Origin of the sequence: Tenacibaculum sp. (genome assembly GCF_048269885.1) — a bacterium.
Lineage (GTDB): Bacteria > Bacteroidota > Bacteroidia > Flavobacteriales > Flavobacteriaceae > Polaribacter.
In genome coordinates, this window is record NZ_JBLWTZ010000009.1 from 110,601 (window position 1) to 134,114 (window position 23,514).

A 23,514-nucleotide genomic window follows, 5' to 3' on the forward strand; every position below is an offset into this window, starting at 1 on the left:
ACGCTTTTTTATCACTTTATTAAAAATTAATACTGCTTAATAATTTATTATTTTAGCAAAAACCTTTTTCATGAATAGTTTGATACAAGAAACAGAGCAGTTTGTAATTGATTTGCTGAGTGAGAAATTAGATAAGCACTTTGTATATCACAATATAGCTCACACGCAACGAGTAGTTGAAAAATCACTTGAGTTAATTGAAGGAGAAAATTTTTCAGAAGAACAAATACAAGCTTTAACACTAGCAGGATGGTTTCACGATGTTGGATATACGGTTAACCCTGACAATCATGAAGAGGAAAGTATAAAAATAGCTACTGATTTCTTAAAAAATAAAGAGGTTAAAGAAGGTGTTATTGATGAAGTCTCTAAATTAATAGCTTCAACAAAAATGGGAGCTAAACCTGTAACTGAATTGGAAAAAGTTTTGAGAGATGCTGATTGTTCTCATGTGGGTAGTAAAAATTATACCGATTTTAATGAGTTATTACGTAAAGAAAGAGAGTTAACAGGCAATAAAAAAATAAAAACAGATGAATGGGATGATTCTAATCTTGATTTTTTAACAAAGCACCGTTTTTATACCAGTAAAGCTTCTAAACTTTGGGAAAAACAAAAGAGTAAAAATATAGCACAGCTTTTAAAAAAGAAACAAAAGCAGACACAAGAAGAAGCTAAGTTGAAGCAGAAAAAAGAAGAGTTAGCGTACAAAAAAAATAAGATTGAGTTACCAGAGCGAGGTATTGAAACGATGTTTCGTGTAGCGCTTCGTAATCATATTACGTTGAGTGATATTGCCGATACAAAGGCAAATATTTTACTATCTGTAAATGCGATTATTATTTCGATGACATTATCTACGTTAATTCCAAAATTAGACAATCCGTCCAATCATTATTTGATTGCCCCTACCGTAGTTTTTGTGTTTTTCACTGTAGTATCTATAGTCTTATCGGTGTTGGCAACAAGGCCCAATGTTACTGAGGGGAAGTTTACTAAAGAGGATGTAGCGAATAAAAAAGTAAACCTACTATTCTTTGGGAATTTTCATCAAATGCAATTGCCAGATTTTGATTGGGCCATGAGCGAAATGATGAAAGACCGTGATTATTTATATGGTTCTCTTACCAAAGATTTATATTTTTTAGGGTTGGTTTTAAATAGAAAGTACAAGTTATTACGAATTACCTATACCGTTTTTATGATTGGTATTTTAGTAAGTGTAATTTCGTTTGCAGTTGCATTTTACGTGCAAGAACAAGGAGCAAAAGCAGGAGAAGTTGTTTCCATGTTATTGCAATAGCTATTTAAACTCTTGAATGAGTTCATCGATAGTCATCGTTTTTTGAGTCTCAAAATTTTTATTGTAGATAACTTCTGCACGCAGTGCTTTTAATCCTGAAACACCTTGTAAATCTTCAATATCTAGTTTTTCTACGCTGCCTAGTAATTTTTTAGATTGTAAATATTTAATGTACTTGTAATATTCTTCAGCATCTTTGTCTTGAGAGTACACAATTGCTATTTTACCAGGAACAGTTAAGCGCTCTTCGGTTCCTTTTATATGAGCTTTATCAATACGTTTTTTTATTATTTCGTATCTAATATTATAGGCACCATCAACGTCAAACTGCTTTTCATCCATTCTAAATTTTATGGCTAATGGAGTGCTGTGGACTAAAATTAACGAAGCTACTCTAAGTTTGTGTTCCATTTTTTCGGCAGCTTTTAAGGCTACGTTTTCCATTTCACACATTACTTGTAATTGCCATAGTCTGAGGTTGTATAAGTACAAGTCGTCGTATTTTTTTTCTTTTGTTAACGATTGTCCTATGTACATGTTGTATTCAACACCATCTGTTTTATAACGTTCAAAATAATGAGGGAACATTTGTTGTGCCTCTTCTTGTCTAGCGTCGATGAAAGAAGCCAATTTATCATTTAGGAGTGTAACACTATCTTCGTAGTCTTTTCTTTTTTCGTATACTACTTGTAAGTCAGGATCTAAACGGCTGATATAAGACTCAACTAAAGTGCTTAAATCGTTGTTAACCTTTTTTATATGATTAAATGCAGGATAAATCTCACGTTTTAAAAAGTCTAAAATAGCTATTTCATCACCAGCTTTTAACCCTTTTTTTACTTCAGACAAATATTCTTCAATTCTAAATCGCAATTCTTTATAAATAGGAAGGTTTTCAACTTTGCAGGCTTCCAATAAGACAGAAATTGCTAAAGACAACTGCGTGGTTAAATCTTCTTTAATTGCTGTATTTCTGGCAATAGATGATCCTTTAATGTCTGATTGACCGTATAACGGATACACATCTGGAAAAATGATATTCTCAATTTTAACTTTTTCTTTCGCCTCATATGACTCTCTATGAAATCGTTCAGCTGCTTCGTAAAAACGCCATTTTACTGTTGGGTGAATTGAGGTGTAATTTTCCTGAATTGTAGCCTCAAGTATGTTTTGATGTTCTTCAGAAAAACGATCAACCGCAATTTTAAATAGCGGAATCAAGTCTTGTAATTTATTTTGATTGATGGAGTTTAACTCAAAAGGTCTGGGAGAGGCAAACTCAATAATTGCTAAGCTATTTTTGGAGGATGCTTGTATGGGAACTAAAATAATACTACCAATGTTTTTGTCTTTTAAACGTTGGTAAAAATTTTTATTCTCGGTTTGGTTGCCATATTTATCTACATCAGAAATAGCAAGGGTTTCGTTATTAATGAAAAGTTTTTCTAAAATATAATTACAAAAAATACAATCGCATGAAACATCTTTCTCATAATTTAGAACAAGGCTTTCTTCTTTATTAATGTGTGAAGAAGAAAAGTTGTTAGAGTCGGTTTCAAAAATAGAAAACCCTAGAGACAAGTCATTTATCCCAAAAAACCTTTGAAATATTTCTTGTAGTGTACTAACCAGATCATCGTCTTTTTTTATAAGACTGGTTCTTATCTCAGAAATAATTTCATCGGTTGTAACATCAAATAAATTCATTATCCCAAAGCCTTTAAAAATGTAGGATTCAGGAGGGAATTTTTCTTTCCAAGCGTGAATATCATCAAAGTTGTCAAGTAAAAACTTAATGTCTTCTTCCGTTATTTTTGGCGCACTTTCGGTCGGATAAATCTCCATGAAGTCCGCATTAAAAGCTGCACGATATTTTTTTACAGTATTGGTTGTTTTATCAGGAATATCAAAATAAAAAGGACGTTTTATGTCGATAGAGTAGTTGTATACATCTGTTAATATGATGCTACAAGCATATTTATACATTAAATCGCTTTCAAAATTTCGAACTTTTAATTCGTAATCATCACCAGCGTTTTGTAAAATTTTTTCAAATCGGGAGGTGAATTTAAAAGAAGTAAAAGTGAAAGGAATACTTATTGCTTTAATTTCATTTTCTAATAACAATTCGGGAAATAATGGTTCAAGTAACATTTCAATAGTGTCCTTGTGTTTTTCTAATATAGATTCGTCTGAAAAACCATCTATTAACTCAGGAGCTTTTTTTGCTTCTCGAACTATATTTATAGAAGATTCATGGTATGGATGTTTTTCATACTCTTTGGCTGCATATTTTTGAAATAAAGCAACAATTTTTTCAAAGCTTATTTTAAGTTTAAAAGGAAGCTCTATATTTTGAATGTCTTTTGTTCGTCGAATGTTCATAGAGTAAAGAAATGAATCTGTACAAAGTTACAAAATTGTAGACAGGTAGTCGTTTTTATTAGGATGCCCTTTCAAAAAAAATAGTTTTGTCGATGGTGTTAACGTAAGTACCAACTAAATTATGAACAGGCAGTGCCGCAAACTTAATGCCTCGAAGTTTTCTAATTTCTGATAGTGCAAATACAATTGCTATACCAACTTAGGAACACCCATACAAAAAGAGGAAGTTCTTTCGTGCTTCAGCATTTTCAATCGTTTCCATTTGAATTCAAATTTTTATGGAAACGATTGTTAATTGTTATAGTTGTGTGTTTAGTTAAGCCTAAAAACGAGCGGAAGCACATTTTTCATTTAAGATGTCTTCTGAGCTAGGGTTATACGCATTGTCGTAAATAAAGTGGTTTTCATCAAACTCTTTGTGAGTAATTTCTGTGAGTAATTTTTTTAAGCCACAGAAGTTATCAAGTTTAGTATTGTTTGAAATACCAATAATTCCACGTTCAAAAGTATGGTTAGAAATAGCATCCAGAGTTGTGATTTCAGGGTTGTTTTGGATAAAAAGTTTCTTTGCTGTTAAATGATTATCATAAACGATATTTTGTATACCGTTTAGAGAAGTTAACTTAGTATTGTCTTTTATTTCTATTAAATAGCTTACAGATGTTAAGTTTGATAAATCAGAAATATTATTTAGTGAAGCATTGTTTATAATTTTGATACTGCCAGTACTTGCTAATTTAGACAAGCCTTTTAAATTGGCAAGTTGACCATTATTTTCAATTGTAATATATAACTCACAAGAAGTTAAGTTTTGTAAGCCTTCTATAGTTTTTAAAGAAGGGTTATTTTTAATTACAACAGTGTTTATTGCCTTTATTTGTTCTAGTCCTTGTAAACTTTCTAAAGCATCATTTCCCGTAATGTTTATTTTATGTGCAAAACTTAAGTTCTGTAAGGCATTTAAATGGGTTATTGTAGGGTTTAAGCCAATTGATAATTCTTGTTGAATAGTTTTTAAGTTCTGAAGTCCGTTTAAACTCTGTAGTAAATCATTACCTAAGATCCGAAGAGAACTCACGCTTGTAATATTTGATAAAGCTTCCATATTTGTTAACTCATCATTATTGATAATAACCAATCTTGCATTAACAGAAGTCAACCTTATGTTTTCCAGCCCGCCTAAGTTTTCAAGTGAGGTGTTTACAACAAACAAATCACCATTTATTTGATTAAGGTCGATAAAACTAAAAAGGGTTGTTATGTTGGAAGCTTCTCCATTTATAATTAAATTTCCATTAATAACATTGTATCCTTTTGAGGTAAAGTTGTCAATATCTTCTTGACTTTTTAACTCTATATTACCTTCAAATTGTTTTTTATCTGTAAAAAGCCTGAACTCAGAAGAAGCAATGGTTTTGTTATTTATGTCTTTGGCGATTACTTTACCTTGGTATTCAGTTAAGCCTTTAAGTTCTTCAAACTCGAAAGTGTTCCCGTCAATATGTTCAGCGATTAATTTATCGTCTAAGTATAGATCGTAATAGATTGTTTTGTTTTGTGAATTATTAGTATTGATCCATTCTATTTTGCTGCTTAAAGGGTTTGTTGAATTAATTTTTACAGTTAGTTGAGTAGAAGGTGGTAGTTGGTTGTCTTCTGACTTAGAGCAAGATATAAAGAGTAAGATGACTACTGTTAATTTGTATAAATTGTAGGGCATTGTATAGCTAATTTTTTAATTTAAAAAAGGTAAATATTGGGGTAAATAAACAAAAAAAGGAAAGGATATAAATGAGGTGAAAAGTTAAATTATATGTTAAATATAATGCTTAGGTATGGAGTAAAAAAATAAAACCCCTTACCAGTTTTTGATAAGGGGTGTAGTTTTTTTGAGAAAAGAGTTAAAAATGAAAATCGTAATTTTTTATTTTCCCTTTCTTGCCTAAACTGTTAAATTTCCAACTAAAGCCAAGCATAAAATATTGTTGCAATACGGTGCTTTCAGAGTCTTCTATATAGTTTGAAGTAGCTCTACGTTGGGCGTTGGTGTTTTGATTCAATAAATCATAAGCTTTTAAACTAATAGTTCCTTGATCTTTTAAGATAGAGTAGGCCAGCGTAGCATTCCAAAACCAAGCAGCTTTATTAAACCCAATTACGTTAGGGTTGTATGTATAACGAATATCATTTCTCCATTCTAATTTTTTAGGAACAGTAGTTTTGGTTCTTATATTAACAGAATGTCTAGTGAAATTTTGATTTTGATCAGTGTTAATGTCGTACTTAGTATTTGAAAAAGAAATAGTATAGTTTCCTTCAATAGAAGCGATCTTATTCCAATCTAAAGTAGCTCTAAAAATAGGGCTTATTGAAGTTGTGTTAGCTCCCTCCTTGATGTCATTTATAATGTTAAAGTTTTTGCTAGCTCTGATATTTGTGCCAGCTCTAAGTTGAAGGCTTACAATAGAATCTAATTTTATTTTTTTACTATAGCTACCACCTCCCCAAAAATCATAACCACCATCTGTATTTTCATAGGTAGTATTTCTTACTAAATCATCATCGATAGAAGTATTTGTTATTACTTGGTTCTCATAAAGAGTACCGCTTAGATATAACCAAAACCCAGTACGGGCTTGCCAGTTAAACTTGTTAAAATTAATGTATGCCCTATGGTTTTGTGTAGGTTTTAGGTTTGGATTACCAGTAATAATGTTAGATGGGTTGGTTACATCAGAAAAAGGTTGTATTTGGTTAATACTAGGAGCATTGTTATTTAAACGATAATCAAAGTAAATAGAAGCTTTAGAGTCAAATCGATATCTGAAACTAGCATCTAAATCTAAATTATTGTATTCTTTTTGTAAACTTAACTCAGGACGTAATTTATCATTGTTTTCTAAGGTTCTGTTTACAAAACCAGTACCAAAATTTAAACGCCATTTTTTAGTTGTATATACCAATTCTACTGAAGGAGTTTTAGTAATATCGTTGTATATAAAGTCAGAACTCAAACCAGTATTAAAATCGCTGTACTGTTGCGTTGTTGAGTTAAAATCAAAGGTGTTTTCCTTGTTTTCTCGCTCATCACGTTGATAACGATACTTAGTATCTAAAAAGAATTTTTTTGCAATCAAAGGGAAACGATAGGTGAAGTTTGTGGTAAGTCCCATCAAGTTGTTTTCAATAGTGCTTTTTTGGTCTCTATTCTCGATATCGGGATCGCTACCAAAAGTTTCAATGGTAGACTGGTTAATTTCTTCGGTATCTGCTTTGTCAATACGATTAGTTATGGAGGCTTTAATAAACGACCCTTTTACCCCTAGTTTTTTAGTGATATCTAATCTGTTTTGAAAATTATTAGCTTCAGATTTAGAATAAGCAGAGCTCACGTAGCTATTAGTAAGTGTATTGTCTTCATCTAAAGATTCTTCTTGTCTGCGACTACTTCCTTCTCTTTTATTAAATACAAAAGTAGGCTTAATATTAATTAAGAAGGTAGAATCTATTTCAATATCAAAATCAGTGTCAAAACTATGATTGTGATTTTCATCATCAGAAGTAGTAGTGGAGTTAGAAAAATACTTCCTGTCTGGAAGCGTATATTCTCTATTGCTTTTTGATTCATTGTTAGAAGTACTTCCTGAGTAAAAATAATTGGCATTTACATCTAAACTTTTGCCAAACTCATCAGCATAGGTTGCGCCAGCAGTTTTTGATTTTATAATACCGCTACCACCGCCAAAGCGTCTTCCATTAATACTAAAACCACCGTTTCCACCTAGCCAAATATTACCACCTCCTCCAAACATTTTTTGAATTTCTCCAAAGCTAAATCCTGGAGAGTTGATGTTGTTTGTACTGGCTAATACACTAAATCGTTGGTTGTTGTCAAAACGGTTTACCATGGCAGCTCCTTCAAAGCGTTTGTCGGTTCCAGTACCACCAGACACTCTACCAAACCAACCTTTGTTGTTTTCTTTTTTTATAGTTAGGTTAATGGTTTTGTTATTTGCATCTCCATTTTCACCAGTAAAGGCTTCTGATTTTGATTTAGTATCGGTTATTTGAACTTTTTCAATAATGTCTTTTGTTAAATTTTTAGTGGTAATGCTAGGGTCGTTTCCAAAGAAAGGTTTGCCATTGACTAAAATTTTATTAACCTCTTTTCCGTTTACAGTAATTTTTCCATCTTCATCTACTTCAACACCGGGAAGTTTCTTTAAGAGGTCTTCAACATTAGCATCCTTTTTGGTTTTAAAAGATTTTACATTAAACTCTAAAGTATCTTTTTTAACAGTAATTGGAGCTCGTGATTGAATAACAACTTCACTAAGTATATTACTTTCTTCTTTTAAAAATATGGTACCTAAATTAAGGTTAGAGGTTTTGTCTAGCTGTATTGATTTGGAGTAACTGTCCATTCCAACATAAGAAATAAAGAATTTTACATCCTTACTAAAAGACTTTCCTTCTAACGAAAATTGTCCTTTGTCGTTTGAAATAGTGTAAGTAACAATAGAACTGTCTCTTGCTTTTTCTAGATGAACTGTTGCTGCCTCAATAGCAGTTTTGTCTTTTTCAGAATTAATGGTACCAGAAATTTTAAACGGGTAGGATTGAGAAAAAATAGAACTTGTAAGTAATAGGGTAAAAATAAAAAGTAGTTTTTTCATTGTTTATAGCAATATGATTTTCAAAGAGCTACAAATAAAAAGAAAAAACTACGTTTTAATAGTTAAATATTGTTAAACTTATTTCTGTCTGAAATAAATACTAATAGGCACTCCGTTAAAGTTATAATGTTCGCGTAATTGATTTTCGATATAACGCTTGTAAGGGTCTCTAATATACTGAGGTAAATTAGCAAAGAAAGCAAACTGAGGTGTATGGGTTGGCAACTGCATACAGTACTTTATTTTTATGAATTTACCTTTGGTTGCCGGAGGCGGATTGTATTCCATAATTTCCAACATCGTTTCGTTTAACTTACTTGTTTGAATACGACGCTTTCTGTTTTCAAAAACTTCAACAGCAGTTTCAATAGCCTTAAAAATACGTTGCTTGGTCAATGCAGAAATAAAGATAATCGGCACATCTGTAAAAGGAGCAATTGCTTGGCGAACTTTAGCTTCAAAATCACGCATGGTATTGGTTTCTTTTTCAACCAAATCCCATTTGTTTACTAAAATGACAATTCCTTTTCTGTTTTTCTCGGCTAGCCAAAATATTTTTTCATCTTGTCCTTCAAATCCACGAGTTGCATCAATAACTAATACGGCAACATCACAATGTTCAACTGCACGTACAGCACGCATTACTGAATAGAATTCTAAATCTTCTTTTACTTTCGATTTTTTTCTAATTCCAGCGGTATCAACTAAGTTGAATTCGAATCCAAAACGATTGTATTTTGTATCGATAGAATCTCGTGTGGTTCCTGCAATGTTAGTTACGATATTTCTATCTTCACCAATCAACGCATTGATAAATGATGATTTACCAGCATTTGGACGTCCAACTACAGCAAAACGAGGTAATTCGTCTTGTTCTTCTTCACCTTCTTCAGGTTCAGGAATTTCTTTCACAATGGCGTCTAATAACTCTCCGGTTCCGCTTCCATTAATAGAAGAAATCGTGTAGTACTCTCCTAAACCAAGGTTGTAAAATTCAACAGCATCAGCATCACGCATTGCATTGTCAACTTTGTTTACAGCCATAAATAATGGTTTTTCAATCTGACGTAAAAGTTTGGCAACCTCAGCATCCATAGGGGTAATGCCTTGTTCAACATCAACTACAAACACAATAATATCAGCTTCATCAATAGCTAACTGAACTTGTTTGCGTATTTCTCCTTCAAAAATATCATCAGATCCAACTATATAACCACCAGTATCAATTACAGAAAACTCTTTTCCGTTCCATTCAGATTTTCCGTAGTGACGATCTCTTGTAACTCCGCTAACAGAATCAACAATGGCTTCACGACGTTTTACTAGTCGGTTAAATAAAGTGGATTTACCTACATTTGGTCTCCCTACAATCGCAATAATACTCATTTTGCAAAAAAATTTGTGCAAAGATACAATTTAGTATATGATTTGTAATGTTTTTTAGATAGTATATAGTTTTTGCTATATTGTTGGCACCTAATCTTTTATTTAATGGATGATAAATTATACAATCAGATTTTTTTAAAACCCCGTTTTCAGTTAGAATATGAAATTAATTCTCAGGTTTTATTAGAAGAAATAAAGAAGCATTTAAACGATGTTTCTAAGTATAAAATGAAGGTTGTAGATAATCACGTAGTGATTGATGTGCCTGAAAAAGAATCTCATTTATGGTCACCACAGTTACATATTGAAATAGAAGAGATTTCAGAAACTTCATCAAACATAAAAGGATTGTTTGGTCCTAAACCTCAAGTATGGACTTTTTTCATGTTTTTACATTTTTTAGTAGGGACAGCTTTTGTGATTTTTGCCGTTATAGCTTACAGCAATTGGTCGTTAAAAAAGATAACGATCTTACCTGTAGTAATGCTAGTGGTTTTGCCGATTGTGTGGATTGCTTTATACTTGGTAGGAAGCCTAGGGAAATCTACAGGAAAAAAACAAATGGATGAATTGAAAGAGTACACGAAACAGTTGTTGCGAACGGTAAAATGAGGTTAGTCTTTGTATCCAAATCGTTTTAATTGACGTTCATTAGAACGCCAGTTTTTATTGATTTTTACATGTAAATCTAAAAAAACTTTTTTATCAAAAAACTGTTGAAGGTCTTTACGAGCTTCCGTTCCAACACGTTTAATCGCACTTCCTTTGTGTCCGATGATAATTCCTTTTTGTGTTTCACGTTCTACCATAATAACAGAACGGATTTTTATAATAGTATCTTCTTCAACAAAACTTTCAGTTTCAACTTCTACAGAATAAGGAATCTCTTTTTTGTAATGTTGAAGAATTTTTTCACGAATTTTTTCATTCACAAAAAAGCGTTCAGGTTTATCGGTTAACTGATCTTTTGGGTAAAAAGGAGGAGAATCTGGTAAAAGCTCAATAATTTTATAAAAAACGGTATCTACATTAAAGTTTTCAAGGGCAGAAATTACATACACAAAAGAATTTGGAACCTTCTTTTTCCAATATTCAATTTTAGCTTCAACCTCTTCTTGAGTTGATTTATCGACTTTGTTTAATAATAAAATCACTGGGATTTTGCTATTGATTATTTTGTTGAAAAAAGCTTCGTTTTTAAGAGCCGTTTCACCAACTTCTACCATGTAAATAAGTACATCGGCATCATCAAAGGCCGATTTTACAAAATCCATCATAGATTCTTGCAACTCATAAGCAGGTTTAATGATTCCTGGTGTATCCGAAAAAACAATTTGATAATCGTCTCCATTGACAATCCCCAAAATACGGTGTCTAGTAGTTTGGGCTTTTGAAGTGATGATAGATAGTTTTTCGCCAACTAGTGCGTTCATCAAGGTAGATTTCCCAACATTTGGGTTTCCAATAATATTTACAAATCCTGCTTTATGTGTCATACTGCAAAGATAGGTTGTTTTATGTAAGAAGTATTTATTTTTTATTTGCTTGTTATTTAGAAGGATATGTTTAGATGAAAAATAAATGCTTTTTTTTTGGGTAGAACAAGAAAAAGAATGTATATTTGCAACCGCAAATCGCGGGATAGAGCAGTAGGTAGCTCGTCGGGCTCATAACCCGAAGGTCACTGGTTCGAGTCCAGTTCCCGCTACTAAGCAAAGGCTTTCAAGAAATTGAAAGCCTTTTTTTGTAATTAGAAATATTAAAATCATCTCTATTTTTTCTATTAGGATGTGTTCTTCTAAATTTTATTGATGTCTTCTTCTATTATTTTAGCTTAACTTAGTCATAAACATCCTTTATTATATTTCATAAGTAAATGTTTTTTATATCTGTGCTGTAGTTTACTGATGCTTTGGGGTTGTATTTCTTGAGCAATGTTGATATTTCTGTTTAGTTTGTTAGGGTGTAGTTCCAATTTTAGAATCAAAATAAGGATTATTAACTTTTTATTTGGATAGAACAAAGAAAAAGACGTATCTTTGCAATCGCAAATCGCGGGATAGAGCAGTAGGTAGCTCGTCGGGCTCATAACCCGAAGGTCACTGGTTCGAGTCCAGTTCCCGCTACTAAGAAAGAGTAATCAGTAATGATTGCTCTTTTTTTATTATTAGATATTTTTTAACAAGTTAAAAGTGTCATTTTTAATAAAGCATTTAACGCTATTAAATAAGGATTAAGTTAGGTATAAATAAAAAAAAATATGAAAAAAGTAACTACTTTAAGTTTAATTGTTTTGAGTTTGTTTTTTTCATCTTGTGGTAGTGAAGATGAATTAGAGAAGCAAAGAAGACCAAAATTAATAATAAAAGTAAGGAATGCTTGGATTGATAATACTGCTCCAAGTGAAAAAGTAGCTAATGCCACAGTTTTGGTTTATGAAAACCTATTAGATTTAAAAAATAATTTCAATGTAATAGCTGAAGGGACTACAGATAAAGAAGGAGAAGTAGAAATTACCAATAATGTGAGGTTTGATCAAAAATACTACATAGATGTTGCAAAAGAATGTAGTAATAATTATTTGAGTATAAATTTTAGATTTGAAGAATTATATACTGTTACTCCAAAAGATTCAGATGATAGAGAATTAAGTACTATAAGACTTGATGTCTATGAAACAGGAACTATTAAAATAACCAACAAGAAAACAGATAATTATTATGTTAATATCATAGGTAATAATGTAGGGGTAATTGGAAGTAATGAAACAAAAGTTATAAATTATTTCCCTAAAAGTAATGCTTTTAATACTTCTTTTGGATTGATTAATGAATCAACAGGCGAAGAATATGATACTACAAATTTTAAAGCAGTTTGTGGTGTGGTTAAAGAATATTTTATAGAATAAGTTTTTCCAAGAAAATAAAGATTTAGTAAGAGTCTTCTCTTTTTAGTCTAAGAAAGAGTAACCAGAAATGGTTGCTCTTTTTTTTTGTGCTATTATTGTTAATGTTAAACTTTTTTTAATCTTTTGTGTTTTAGCAAATAAAGGCATTACATTTACAGGTTTAAGATAACGCAACTAAATAAAAACAATGAGAAAATTACTTTTAACTCTGTTGCTGGTTGTTTGCACTTCTGCATTTGCTCAAGTACACGATCCAGTAAAGTGGACTACTTCTGTAAAAAAGATATCCGATAAAGAAGCTGAGCTAGTAGCTACCGCAACAATTCAAAAAGATTGGCATTTGTATTCACAAGAAATTCCAAAAGGAGGGCCAATACCAACCTTATTTACTTTTGAAGGAAATGCGAACTATTTAAAAAAAGGAAATACTAAAGAAGAAGCAGGACATGTAGTGGATGATCCAATCTTTGAAATGAAAATTAAATATTTCGATACCAAAGCTACTTTTACTCAGAGAATCCGTTTAAAAACTACAGAGAAGTTTACTGTTAAAGGAGTGGTAGAATATATGGTGTGTACAGGAATGAACTGTTTACCTCCAAAAGAAGTAGAATTAACTTTTAATGTAAATTAATCCCTTTTTCCCAAAGATGATGAAAAAAATACTAGCATTTTTGCTTTGTTTTACTGTTGGGTTTTCGGCAATGAGCCAAATTCACAATCCAATAGCATGGAAAACGAGTGTAGAAAAAATTTCTGAAACAACATATAACTTAGTAAGCACCGCGACAATACAAGGAAATTGGCATTTGTATGCACAGGAAGTTCCGAGTGGAGGGCCTATTCCAACAACTTTTACATATGATGATGACGGAGGAAAAATTAAAATTGTAGGGAATACTACAGAGCCAGAAGGTGAAGTTAAGTTTACCACACTTTTTGGTGAAGAAGGAATGAATATTAAATCCTTTGCACACAAAGCCGTTTTTAAGCAAAAAGTAGAACTGGTTGATGCTAGTGTAACCCAAGTAAATGCGTTTGTAGAGTTTATCGCTTGTACTGATGAGATGTGTTTACCTCCAAAAGAAGTAGACTTGACATTTGATTTAACAACGGCTATTAAAGCTTCTACTGGTACAACAAAAGAAACAAAAACAACAGATAAAGTTGCATCCAAAGAAAGTAAAAAAGAAGATAAGAAAGGTTTGTGGGCTATTTTCTTTGTAGCCTTTCTGTCGGGGTTTGCAGCCTTGTTGACTCCGTGTGTGTTTCCTATGATACCCATGACGGTAAGCTTTTTTACCAAACAGAGTAAAAGTAAATCGGCAGGAATTCGAAATGCTATTATTTACGGGTTATCAATTATCGGAATCTATGTGTTATTAGGGTCTGGAGTGTCTTTTATTTTCGGAGCCGATGCCTTAAACGCATTGTCAACTAACGTATGGTTTAATTTAATTTTCTTTTTAATCTTGGTAATTTTTGCAGTGTCTTTCTTGGGGGCTTTTGAAATTACCTTGCCAAGTTCATGGGCAACTAAGGTAGATTCTCAAGCTGATAGAGGAGGTTTAATTGGAATCTTTTTTATGGCATTGGCCTTAGCAATTGTGTCTTTTTCTTGTACAGGACCAATTGTTGGAACATTGTTAGTAGAAGCTGCTTCTAAAGGAGGAATAGCGCCTATTGTTGGAATGTTAGGGTTCTCTTCAGCTATTGCACTACCATTTGCCTTATTTGCAGCTTTTCCAGGATGGTTAAATTCATTGCCAAAATCAGGAGGATGGTTAAACACAGTAAAAGTAGTATTAGGGTTCTTAGAATTAGCCTTAGCATTTAAGTTCTTATCAAATGCCGATTTAGTATTACAATTACATCTACTAGAAAGAGAGGTGTTTATTGCAATTTGGATTGCTATTTTTGGAGCCTTAGCTTTTTATCTTTTCGGAAAAATACAATTACCGCACGATAGTCCGATTAGTCATATATCTGTAGGAAGATTAAGTTTAGGATTGATAGTATTATCGTTTACCATCTATATGGTTCCTGGATTATGGGGGGCACCGCTGAATTTAATCAGTGCTTTTCCACCACCACAACATTATAGTGAGTCACCTTACGGAGTAGGGTTTACAAAACAAGCAGTAGTAAGTTCAGGGAATCAAGAAAATGGACATGAGCGTTTACCCGAAGGAGCACATTTAATGCCACCGCATGATATTATGTCGTTTCATGATTATGATAAAGGACTAGCCTATGCTAAAAAAGTAGGAAAGCCAGTAATGTTAGATTTTACAGGGCATGCTTGTGTAAATTGTAGAAAAATGGAACAAAACGTTTGGGTAAAACCAAAGGTGTTAGACGTGTTGAAAAACAAAGTAGTCTTAATTTCTTTGTATGTAGACGATAAAAGACCGTTAGAAGAAGATGAGGTGGTAGAATCAAAGTTAAACCCAGGGAAGAAATTAAAATACATTGGTCAAAAATGGAGTGAAATGCAAACCATTAAGTATAAGGCAAATTCACAACCATTTTATGTGTTAATGAATCACGATGAATCGAATATAAATGACCCGATAGCCTACACACCAGATGTAGATGAATATTATAACTGGCTTGAAAACGGGATTACTCATTTTAAAAAGTAATTAAAAATTAGGGTATAATAAAAAAGCACTTCAGATTTTTCTGAAGTGCTTTTTTATTAACATACGTTATGTTACAAATCTGCAAAGCATTGTAAGAGGTTCTTTTACAGTAGCTATTTTGAAATTACCTATAAAATTCGTACCTTTGTACGATATGGTAGATACTACACACGAGAAAAAAAATCAACGAGTTTTTACATTCAACTACCTTGTGTTCCGTAATCAATCGGACAAGTTTATCCCACCAGGGTTCTAATTTAAGTTTACAATAGCTCCTCTTTTTGTGAGAAGCTTCTCTAGTATATTTAAAAACACTTTGTAGAACTATTTACCAGTTAAAAAATAGATTTATAAAATGTTTTTTTTGACCTTACGAGTATCCGTTTACAGATAATCGTACACTTTTCTAAAAAGTATTCCGCATTAAAAGACAAATACCAAAATAAATAGGTTTTGTATTTACTGCTATTTAAGTTTCAATAGAAAAAGAACTAAAGAAACTTATAATTATTACATACCTATTCTTTTTTATAAAAATAAAATTATGACAATAAAAACTTACGATGCATTTAATCGTATAACCCCTTTAGAAATAGAAAGAGTAACTAACTTTTTATACACACACCTTGAAAAATATGGAGATGAAAAATCAGCAATTCGTAAAGCAATAGACTATGCAGCAAAAGAGCGAACAGGATTAGGTGGGTATGTTTTTACGATAGAAGATAAAGGTGAAATTATAGGGGCAGTGGTAATAAATAAAACTGGAATGGATGAGTATATTCCAGAAAATATCTTAGTGTACATAGCCACTCACAATGAATATAGAGGAAAAGGAGTTGGAAGAAAAATAATGACACATGCTATTGAAAACTGTAAAGGAGACATTGCTTTACATGTAGAAAAAGACAATCCAGCTAAGTTTTTATACGAAAAGTTAGGATTTACCACGCCATATTTAGAAATGAGATTAAAGAGATAATATGAGACAGTTAAAAATAACAAAACAAGTAACCAATAGAGAATCAAAATCTATTGAGAAGTACTTACAAGAAATAGGTAAGATTGATTTGATTACTGCAGATGAAGAAGTTGAATTAGCTCAAAAAATCAAAGCAGGAGACCAACGAGCGTTAGAAACTTTAGTGAATGCTAACTTACGTTTTGTTGTATCGGTAGCTAAACAATATCAAAATCAAGGGTTGCGACTTTCTGACTTGATTAATGAAGGAAATATTGGTTTGGTAAAAGCTGCAAGGCGTTTTGATGAAACGCGTGGATTTAAGTTTATATCGTATGCGGTTTGGTGGATACGCCAGTCTATTTTACAGGCCTTAGCAGAACAATCTCGTGTGGTTCGTTTACCGTTGAATAAAATAGGAAGCATTAGTAAAATTAATAAAGCGGTTTCTAAGCTTGAACAAAGTAATGAACGCATGCCTACGCCAGAAGAAATAGCCAAAGTTTTAGATATGACCGTTTCAGATGTAAAACAGTCAATGAAAAACTCTGGAAGACATATTTCTATGGATGCGCCTCTAAAAGAAGGAGAAACATCAAACTTATACGATGTTATGAAAGCTTCTGAAGCTCCCAAACCAGATAAAGATTTAATGCAAGAATCTTTACAGTTAGAAATTAGTAGAAGTTTAGAAACACTATCTCCAAGAGAATCGGATATCATAAAACTATTTTATGGTTTAGAAAACTACCGACCTATGAGCTTAACTGAAATAGGAGAAACTTTTGATTTAACAAGAGAACGTGTTCGTCAAATTAAAGAAAAAGGAATTAGAAGATTAAAACAACGATCGAGAACCAAAGTACTACAAACCTATCTAGGGTAGTTTCGACTTTGTTTAATTCATTAAAAATAATAATTTAAAAAGAGATAAATAATATGTTAATAATACAGGTAAAAGAGGGTGAAAACATCGACAGAGCGATTAAACGCTACAGAAGAAAATATAGGAATACAAAAGTATTACAAGAAATAAGAGAAAGAAAAGAATACACAAAACCATCTGTAAGCAGAAGAGAGCAATTAAAAAAAGCTCAGTACAAAGAGCAGTTTTTATTAGAGCAGGAGAAATAAGATATGGATATACATTTTATTGATCTATTAATATTTGTGTTATATCTGATTTTTATGCTTGGAGTAGGAGTTTACTTCATGAATAAAAACAAATCAAAAGACGATTACTATGTAGGAGGAAGAAACATGTCAGCAGGTCATATAGGACTTTCTGTTGTTGCAACGGATGTTGGAGGAGGTTTTTCTATAGGCTTAGGAGGTCTTGGTTTTTTAATGGGACTCTCCGGTAGCTGGATGCTTTTTACAGGATTATTAGGTGCTTGGATAAGCGCCGTTTTTTTAATCCCAAAAGTATACCCTATCGCTAAAAAACATCATTTTTTAACGTTCCCAGAATCGTTAGCGTTTCACTACAATACAAAAGTAGCTCTAATGGCTGGAATTATTTCACTAATAGGGTACATAGGTTTTACAAGCTCACAAATTTTAGCAGGAGCAAAACTAGCATCAGCTACCTTCCCTTCTATATCAATTACTAAGGCAGTTTTAATTATGGGAGTCATTGCAGTGATATATACAGTTATTGGAGGAATAAAAGCAGTGATTTATACAGATACCATTCAGTGGATAATTCTAATGGTAGGATTAATAGGGATTGGAATTCCTATTGGTTATGTAGAAGTAGGGGGATGGAATGGAATTAAAGAGATTTTACCAGTTAGTTTTTTATCGCTAACCAATGTTTCGTTTATTGATATGTTTAATTGGATAATCACCATTGTACCTATTTGGTTTGTTGGAATGACCTTATACCAACGAATTTATGCTTGTAAAGATGAAAAAACAGCAAAAAAAGCATGGAAAATAGCGGGACTTTTTGAATATCCAATAATGGCATTTATGGGGGTTGCCTTAGGGTTGTTTTCTAGAGTAGCCTACGAGCAAGGAATGTTTGCAAGTATAGGATATGCCCCAGGAGTAGAATTGGATGCAGAATTAGGGCTTCCATTGTTGCTAAGAAGTATTTTGCCAGTGGGTTTAATGGGATTAATGATGTCGGCTTATTTTTCGGCAATCATGTCTACAGCCGATAGTTGTTTAATGGCAGCTTCAGGAAACTTAACAACAGATATTTTGGGGTATTTCAAAAAAAGTATCAGTATAAAAAACTCACAATTGATAACTTTTTTAATAGGAGGCTTAGCTATTGTATTGGCTACAAAAATGCAAAATGTATTAGAGTTAATGTTGTATTCGTACGCTTTTATGGTATCAGGTTTGTTAGTTCCTGTTTTAGGAACATTATTACTGAAAAAGCCATCACCAATTGCCGCTTTTTATGCAATGATTTCAGGAGGATTGACCACTTTACTATTAATTATTTTAGAGGTAAAATTACCTTTTGGTTTGGATGCAAATTTCTTCGGAATTACATTATCAGCTATCGTATTTTTAATAATTCAGTTAATCAATAACCAAAAAACATGGAAAGCCTAAAGGATGCTTTAGAGAAGGTAAGAAAAGAATTACATAAGTTTCCTGAAGTTTCTGAAGAAGAATATGAAACTAAAAAAAGAATACAAACTTTTTTAAAGGAACATACATCATGCAAAGTGGTACCAGTAGCAAAAACAGGGTTGCTAGCAATATTTAACGAAAATGAAGAGGGGAAAACAGTTATGCTTAGGGCAGACATTGATGCGTTGCCTATTCAGGAAGTGAATACTTTTGAGCATAAATCTGTAAACGAAGGAATTTCCCATAAATGTGGACACGATGGGCATACAACAATTTTACTTGGGGTAGCAAAACTACTTACAGAAAACCCTTTGCATAAAAGAAAAGTGTTGTTACTTTTTCAACCTTCAGAAGAAAACGGAAGAGGAGCGCAGTTTGTTTTAGAAGATCCTTCTTTTAAAGAACTCAATATAGACTATGTTTTTGCATTACACAATTTACCAGGTTTTACCAAACAAGAAATAGTTGTAAAAGAAAACGAGTTTACTAGCAATGTAAAAAGTGTTGTAATTACTCTAGAAGGAAAAACAGCGCATGCAGCAGAGCCAGAAAAAGGCTACAATCCAGCGAACGCAATTGCTGAAATTCTTCATTTTGTAAAAAAAGAAACTAAAAATACACCTGAAAATCCTGATTTTTTCCTAGCTACACCAGTACATATAATGATGGGAGAAAAAGCCTATGGAGTATCAGCAGGATATGGAGAGGTACACCTTACATTACGAAGTTGGAGTACGCGTTTGATGAAAGAAAAACAGAATAAGTTTGAACAACTACTTCAAAAGCTTCAAGAAAAAGAAAAGTTAAGTATTAATACTTCTTGGTTTGAAGAGTTTTATGCAAATAAAAACAACAAAGAAGCCGTTGAATATATAAAATCGGCAGCAGAACAACTAAATTTATCAATTAATGAAATAAACACTCCATTTAAATGGGGAGAAGACTTTGGATTGTTTACACAGCAGTTTAAAGGAGCTATGTTTGGGCTAGGAGCAGGAAAAGATACACCAGCATTGCATAATCCAGATTATGATTTTCCTGATGAAATAACAGTAACAGGAGCACAATTATTTTATAATATTTTAAAAGAAGTTCAACAATAATGACTCATACATCGTATTTAGAATTATCTGAATCAGCAATAAAAAATAATATCAATTTTATACGTGGAATAATAGGAGATACTACTATTTTTTCATCTGTAGTAAAAGGAAATGCTTACGGTCATGGAATTAAAACCTACTGTATGTTGGCATACAAATACGGAGTAAGACATTTTAGTGTTTCTGATGCGAATGAGGCTTTTGATGTAAAAAAAACACTGCCTTATGAAGATGTAACCATTATGATAATGGGAATGATTGAAAACAGTCAGTTACCATGGGCAATAGAAAATGAGATAGAGTTTTTTGTTTTTGAAGAAAATAGACTACAAAAAGCGATAGAAGCAGCTAAAAAAGTAAAGAGAAGCGCTAAAATTCACTTAGAAATCGAAACAGGAATGAACAGAACAGGCTTTGTTCCGAAAGAAACAACAAAAGTTCTTAAATATATTGAGACGCATAAAGAATTTGTTGATGTTAAAGGAATTTGCTCTCATTTAGCGGGAGCAGAAAGTATTTCAAATTACAAGAGAATAACCGACCAAAAGAAAAAGTTTAAAAATGTAAGAAAGAGAGTAAAAGAACTTAATTTGTTTAAACCAACTTACCATTTAGCAAGTTCAGCAGCTACAATTCGATATCCAACAACAAGGTTAGACTTGGTAAGAGTAGGTATTTTACAATTTGGTTTTTTCCCAACAAACGAAATATTAGTTCACTATTTAACCAAAGAAAAAATTGTAGAAAATGCGCTAAAAAGAATCATATCTTGGAAAACACAAGTTATGGATGTTAAAACGATAAAGGCTGGTCAGTTTATTGGCTATGGTACATCCTATTTTACAAATCAAGAAACAAAAATAGCAATCATTCCTGTTGGCTATTCTTCAGGATATAGTCGCTCTCTAAGTAATAAAGGAAAAGTTTTAATTAGAGGACAAAGACATAAAATAGTAGGAACCATTAATATGAATATGATGGCAGTAGATGTAACACATGCTGGCACTATTGAAAAAGGAGATGAGGTTGTGTTGATAGGAAGTCAAGGAGATGTTGAAATAACAGTTTCATCATTCAACGATTCAATACAAATCATTAATTATGAATTACTAACACGACTTCCTGAGAATTTACCAAGAATAATAACAAAATAATTATGGCAGAATTAATTATATATTCTGAAAGAATAAAAGACAACATAAAGAAGTTAAGTGACTTTTTTGAAGAAAATCATATTGAATGGAGTTTGGTAACAAAAGTTTTCTCAGGAGATAAAACATTCTTAAAAGCAATTTTAACCTCTGACGTAACCCAAAAAATAAACTCAATTGGAGACTCAAGGTTAACAAGCTTGAGAAACTTAAGAGAGGTAAACCCAGATTTACGAACCATTTACATAAAACCCCCTGCAAATATTTATGCAGATGAGGTGGTAGAGTACGCAGATATTTCTTTAAACAGTTCTTTATCTACGATAGAGTCGCTTAATGAAGCAGCGAAGAAAAAAAATAAAATTCATAAAATCATTATTATGATTGAAATGGGTGAATTAAGAGAAGGGGTAAAAAGAGATGATATTTTAGGGTTTTATGAAAAAGTATTCAACCTATCGAACATCGAAGTAATAGGGATAGGATCAAATTTAGGATGCATGTATGGTGTAGAACCTACTTATGATAAGCTATTGCAATTATCATTGTATAAAGAACTGATATCGGCAAAATTCAATAAAGATTTAAAGTACGTTTCTGGAGGTTCATCAATTACGTTACCATTGGTGGAAAATGGAGTTGCTCCTAAAGATATCAACCACTTTAGAATTGGAGAAGCTGCATTCTTTGGAGTAAGTCCGTTAGAGAATAAGCAGTTTAAAGATTTGCATACAGAAACATTTGAGTTTTATGCTAACGTAATAGAGTTGGAAAAGAAAAAAATAGTGCCCGATGGCATTATAAGTGAAGCAAGTATTGGACATACATCTACTTATGATGAAAACGATGTACAAGAAACATCGTACAAGGCAATTTTAGATTTTGGTTTATTAGATGTAGATAAAAATGATATTGAAGTTGAGGATAAAAGTATATCTTTTGTGGGAATTACTTCTGATATGTTAGTAATTGATGTTGGGTTGAATAAAAATGAAGCAGGAGATACAAAATATAAAGTAGGTGATAAAGTAAAGTTTACACTTAGCTATATGGGGGTAGCAAGATTGTTAAGTTCTAAATTTATAGATAAAGTTTATATATAAAACAAAGATATCTACCCTCTACTTTTTTAGGGGGTAGATAGTAATAGTATTACCTAACCATGTTTGTAATTTACCATATATAATTTTTTGTTTTTCGTCAGAAAAATGTCTTATTCTAGTAGCATGATTTGCATTAGGTAATACCATTTTTAAGGCATCAACCTTTTTTTTAGGTATAGGGGCACAAGCGTACCAAGGATCATTTTCGCCGTAAATGTATAAAATTTGGTTCCCTCTATTTTCTACATAATTGCGCACTTTTTTAATATAATTGGGGTTGTAGCTTATATCAATATTTTTAGGAGCGAAACGCTTATTAGAACTACTGGTAACCACTTGAAGCAAATCTTTAACAGGTGTTAAGTCATATCCATAATACCCTAATTCTGTCATATGTTGATAAAAGGAAGGAAGGTAATAGTTATATCCCCAATCACTATAAACAGTAATATCAGAGTTCTTTATTAAAAATTTAAATAATACGTTGATATCATTATTGTTTTCAGGTATTTTATCACACTTACCATCTCCCCATTGCCAAAAAGAAAAAGGAAATTCTAATACAGCATATTCTAAAACTTCATTAAAAGGAACTTCATTAAAAGTAATCTCATTAGTCGTAGCATATTCTTTTAGTAATGGAATTATATCGTTTCTTTTATGTAAAATAGTACGTTGAAATGTTTTAATTTTATCTCTACAAGTTTCATTCTTAATAGTATTTATGAAATCGTTAGTTCTAATATCTTCTGTACTGTTTATCAAAGGAGCTACGTAAGGCACAGTTACATCAATATCATTAGGGAAATTATATTTATAAATTAATGCAGTTTCTCCTCCTTTACTAATACCCGTAGAAATCCATTTATTCTTGTACAAAGATTTTAACTTCTCAACAATAAAGTGATAATCGTTTGTGGCATTATCATTTGTTAGGTATTTCCAAGGAATCTCATCAGGTCTAGATTTTCCGTACATCCTGTATTCTACAATAACTTGATTACCCTTAAAATCTTGCTTAATTCGGTAGTTCTATTATGGGAAGCATACCCATCTGTAACCAGAATAGTAGGGGTATTATAGTCACTATGTGATACATAAATATATTGCTTAAAAGTACCTTCTTCCGGATGTTTATGATCCAAAAATTGATTTAAAATAACTTGATAAGACTCTATAAAATGATCTTCAGTTTTTATAGTATTAATTTTAGCATTAGGAAAAACTTCTTGTAGTTTACTTTTAAAAGATTTTTTATTATTATTTGTGTTACATGAAAGTAAAACAGTAATAATAAAAGT

Annotated in this window: 18 protein-coding genes, 2 tRNA genes and 1 pseudogene; 14 read left to right on the top strand and 7 right to left on the bottom strand. The window is 31.9% G+C overall.

The window, feature by feature from the left end; all coding sequences use genetic code 11:
* Positions 1 to 70 precede the first annotated feature (70 nt).
* Complete coding sequence (locus ACN0WY_RS08850) at positions 71 to 1,303, top strand: Pycsar system effector family protein (protein WP_417800131.1); 1,233 nt, start codon at positions 71 to 73, stop codon at positions 1,301 to 1,303.
* Here ACN0WY_RS08850 and ACN0WY_RS08855 read toward each other — a convergent pair whose 3' ends face one another.
* The 4 genes from ACN0WY_RS08855 to der form a co-directional block, all read right to left on the bottom strand.
* Positions 1,304 to 3,688, bottom strand: a complete 2,385-nt coding sequence (locus ACN0WY_RS08855; RefSeq protein WP_417800132.1) for a GAF domain-containing protein — start codon at positions 3,686 to 3,688, stop codon at positions 1,304 to 1,306.
* 322 nt (positions 3,689 to 4,010) lie between these two features.
* A complete protein-coding gene (locus ACN0WY_RS08860; protein ID WP_417800133.1) occupies positions 4,011 to 5,408 on the bottom strand; it encodes a hypothetical protein in 1,398 nt (465 codons plus the stop codon).
* 181 nt (positions 5,409 to 5,589) lie between these two features.
* Positions 5,590 to 8,364 (bottom strand): outer membrane beta-barrel protein, encoded by a 2,775-nt coding sequence (locus ACN0WY_RS08865; protein ID WP_417800134.1) that lies wholly within the window; start codon positions 8,362 to 8,364, stop codon positions 5,590 to 5,592.
* 78 nt (positions 8,365 to 8,442) lie between these two features.
* Positions 8,443 to 9,750, bottom strand: a complete 1,308-nt coding sequence (der, locus tag ACN0WY_RS08870) for a ribosome biogenesis GTPase Der (protein WP_417800135.1) — start codon at positions 9,748 to 9,750, stop codon at positions 8,443 to 8,445.
* A gap of 105 nt (positions 9,751 to 9,855) precedes the next feature.
* Here der and ACN0WY_RS08875 point away from each other — a divergent pair, with 105 nt between their 5' ends.
* Positions 9,856 to 10,362 (top strand): GTP-binding protein, encoded by a 507-nt coding sequence (locus ACN0WY_RS08875; protein WP_417800136.1) that lies wholly within the window; start codon positions 9,856 to 9,858, stop codon positions 10,360 to 10,362.
* 2 nt (positions 10,363 to 10,364) lie between these two features.
* On the opposite strand, the gene era is transcribed toward ACN0WY_RS08875, so the two are convergent.
* Positions 10,365 to 11,291, bottom strand: a complete 927-nt coding sequence (gene era, locus ACN0WY_RS08880) for a GTPase Era (protein WP_417800144.1) — start codon at positions 11,289 to 11,291, stop codon at positions 10,365 to 10,367.
* Between the two features lie 94 nt (positions 11,292 to 11,385).
* On the opposite strand from era, the gene ACN0WY_RS08885 reads away from it, so the two are divergent.
* The 12 genes from ACN0WY_RS08885 (at position 11,386) to ACN0WY_RS08940 (ending at position 22,213) form a co-directional block, all read left to right on the top strand.
* A tRNA-Met gene (locus ACN0WY_RS08885) sits at positions 11,386 to 11,458 on the top strand.
* Positions 11,459 to 11,803: 345 nt separating this feature from the next.
* Positions 11,804 to 11,876 (top strand) — tRNA-Met (locus tag ACN0WY_RS08890).
* Positions 11,877 to 12,010: 134 nt separating this feature from the next.
* A complete protein-coding gene (locus ACN0WY_RS08895; RefSeq protein WP_417800137.1) occupies positions 12,011 to 12,658 on the top strand; it encodes a hypothetical protein in 648 nt (215 codons plus the stop codon).
* Positions 12,659 to 12,845: 187 nt separating this feature from the next.
* A complete protein-coding gene (locus tag ACN0WY_RS08900; RefSeq protein WP_330487652.1) occupies positions 12,846 to 13,292 on the top strand; it encodes a protein-disulfide reductase DsbD domain-containing protein in 447 nt (148 codons plus the stop codon).
* Positions 13,293 to 13,311: 19 nt separating this feature from the next.
* Positions 13,312 to 15,303, top strand: a complete 1,992-nt coding sequence (locus ACN0WY_RS08905; protein WP_417800138.1) for a protein-disulfide reductase DsbD family protein — start codon at positions 13,312 to 13,314, stop codon at positions 15,301 to 15,303.
* 544 nt (positions 15,304 to 15,847) lie between these two features.
* Complete coding sequence (locus ACN0WY_RS08910; RefSeq protein ID WP_330487650.1) at positions 15,848 to 16,285, top strand: GNAT family N-acetyltransferase; 438 nt, start codon at positions 15,848 to 15,850, stop codon at positions 16,283 to 16,285.
* Position 16,286: 1 nt separating this feature from the next.
* Entirely contained in the window at positions 16,287 to 17,150 is an 864-nt protein-coding gene (locus tag ACN0WY_RS08915; protein WP_330487649.1) for a sigma-70 family RNA polymerase sigma factor, read from the top strand.
* 53 nt (positions 17,151 to 17,203) lie between these two features.
* Complete coding sequence (rpsU, locus tag ACN0WY_RS08920; RefSeq protein ID WP_099215800.1) at positions 17,204 to 17,398, top strand: 30S ribosomal protein S21; 195 nt, start codon at positions 17,204 to 17,206, stop codon at positions 17,396 to 17,398.
* A gap of 78 nt (positions 17,399 to 17,476) precedes the next feature.
* Entirely contained in the window at positions 17,477 to 18,835 is a 1,359-nt protein-coding gene (locus ACN0WY_RS08925) for a sodium:solute symporter family protein (RefSeq protein ID WP_417800139.1), read from the top strand.
* Complete coding sequence (locus tag ACN0WY_RS08930; RefSeq protein ID WP_417800140.1) at positions 18,823 to 19,959, top strand: amidohydrolase; 1,137 nt, start codon at positions 18,823 to 18,825, stop codon at positions 19,957 to 19,959. Before ACN0WY_RS08925 ends, ACN0WY_RS08930 begins: the two co-directional genes overlap by 13 nt.
* Positions 19,959 to 21,113, top strand: a complete 1,155-nt coding sequence (gene alr, locus ACN0WY_RS08935) for an alanine racemase (protein WP_417800141.1) — start codon at positions 19,959 to 19,961, stop codon at positions 21,111 to 21,113. The genes ACN0WY_RS08930 and alr overlap by 1 nt, the downstream gene beginning before the upstream one ends.
* A gap of 2 nt (positions 21,114 to 21,115) precedes the next feature.
* Positions 21,116 to 22,213 (top strand): alanine racemase, encoded by a 1,098-nt coding sequence (locus ACN0WY_RS08940; RefSeq protein WP_330487645.1) that lies wholly within the window; start codon positions 21,116 to 21,118, stop codon positions 22,211 to 22,213.
* Between the two features lie 18 nt (positions 22,214 to 22,231).
* Here ACN0WY_RS08940 and ACN0WY_RS08945 read toward each other — a convergent pair whose 3' ends face one another.
* Both ACN0WY_RS08945 and ACN0WY_RS08950 read right to left on the bottom strand, forming a co-directional pair.
* Positions 22,232 to 23,191, bottom strand: a complete 960-nt coding sequence (locus ACN0WY_RS08945; protein ID WP_417800142.1) for a hypothetical protein — start codon at positions 23,189 to 23,191, stop codon at positions 22,232 to 22,234.
* A gap of 8 nt (positions 23,192 to 23,199) precedes the next feature.
* Positions 23,200 to 23,514 (bottom strand): annotated as a pseudogene (locus ACN0WY_RS08950) (hypothetical protein); the annotation flags it as partial.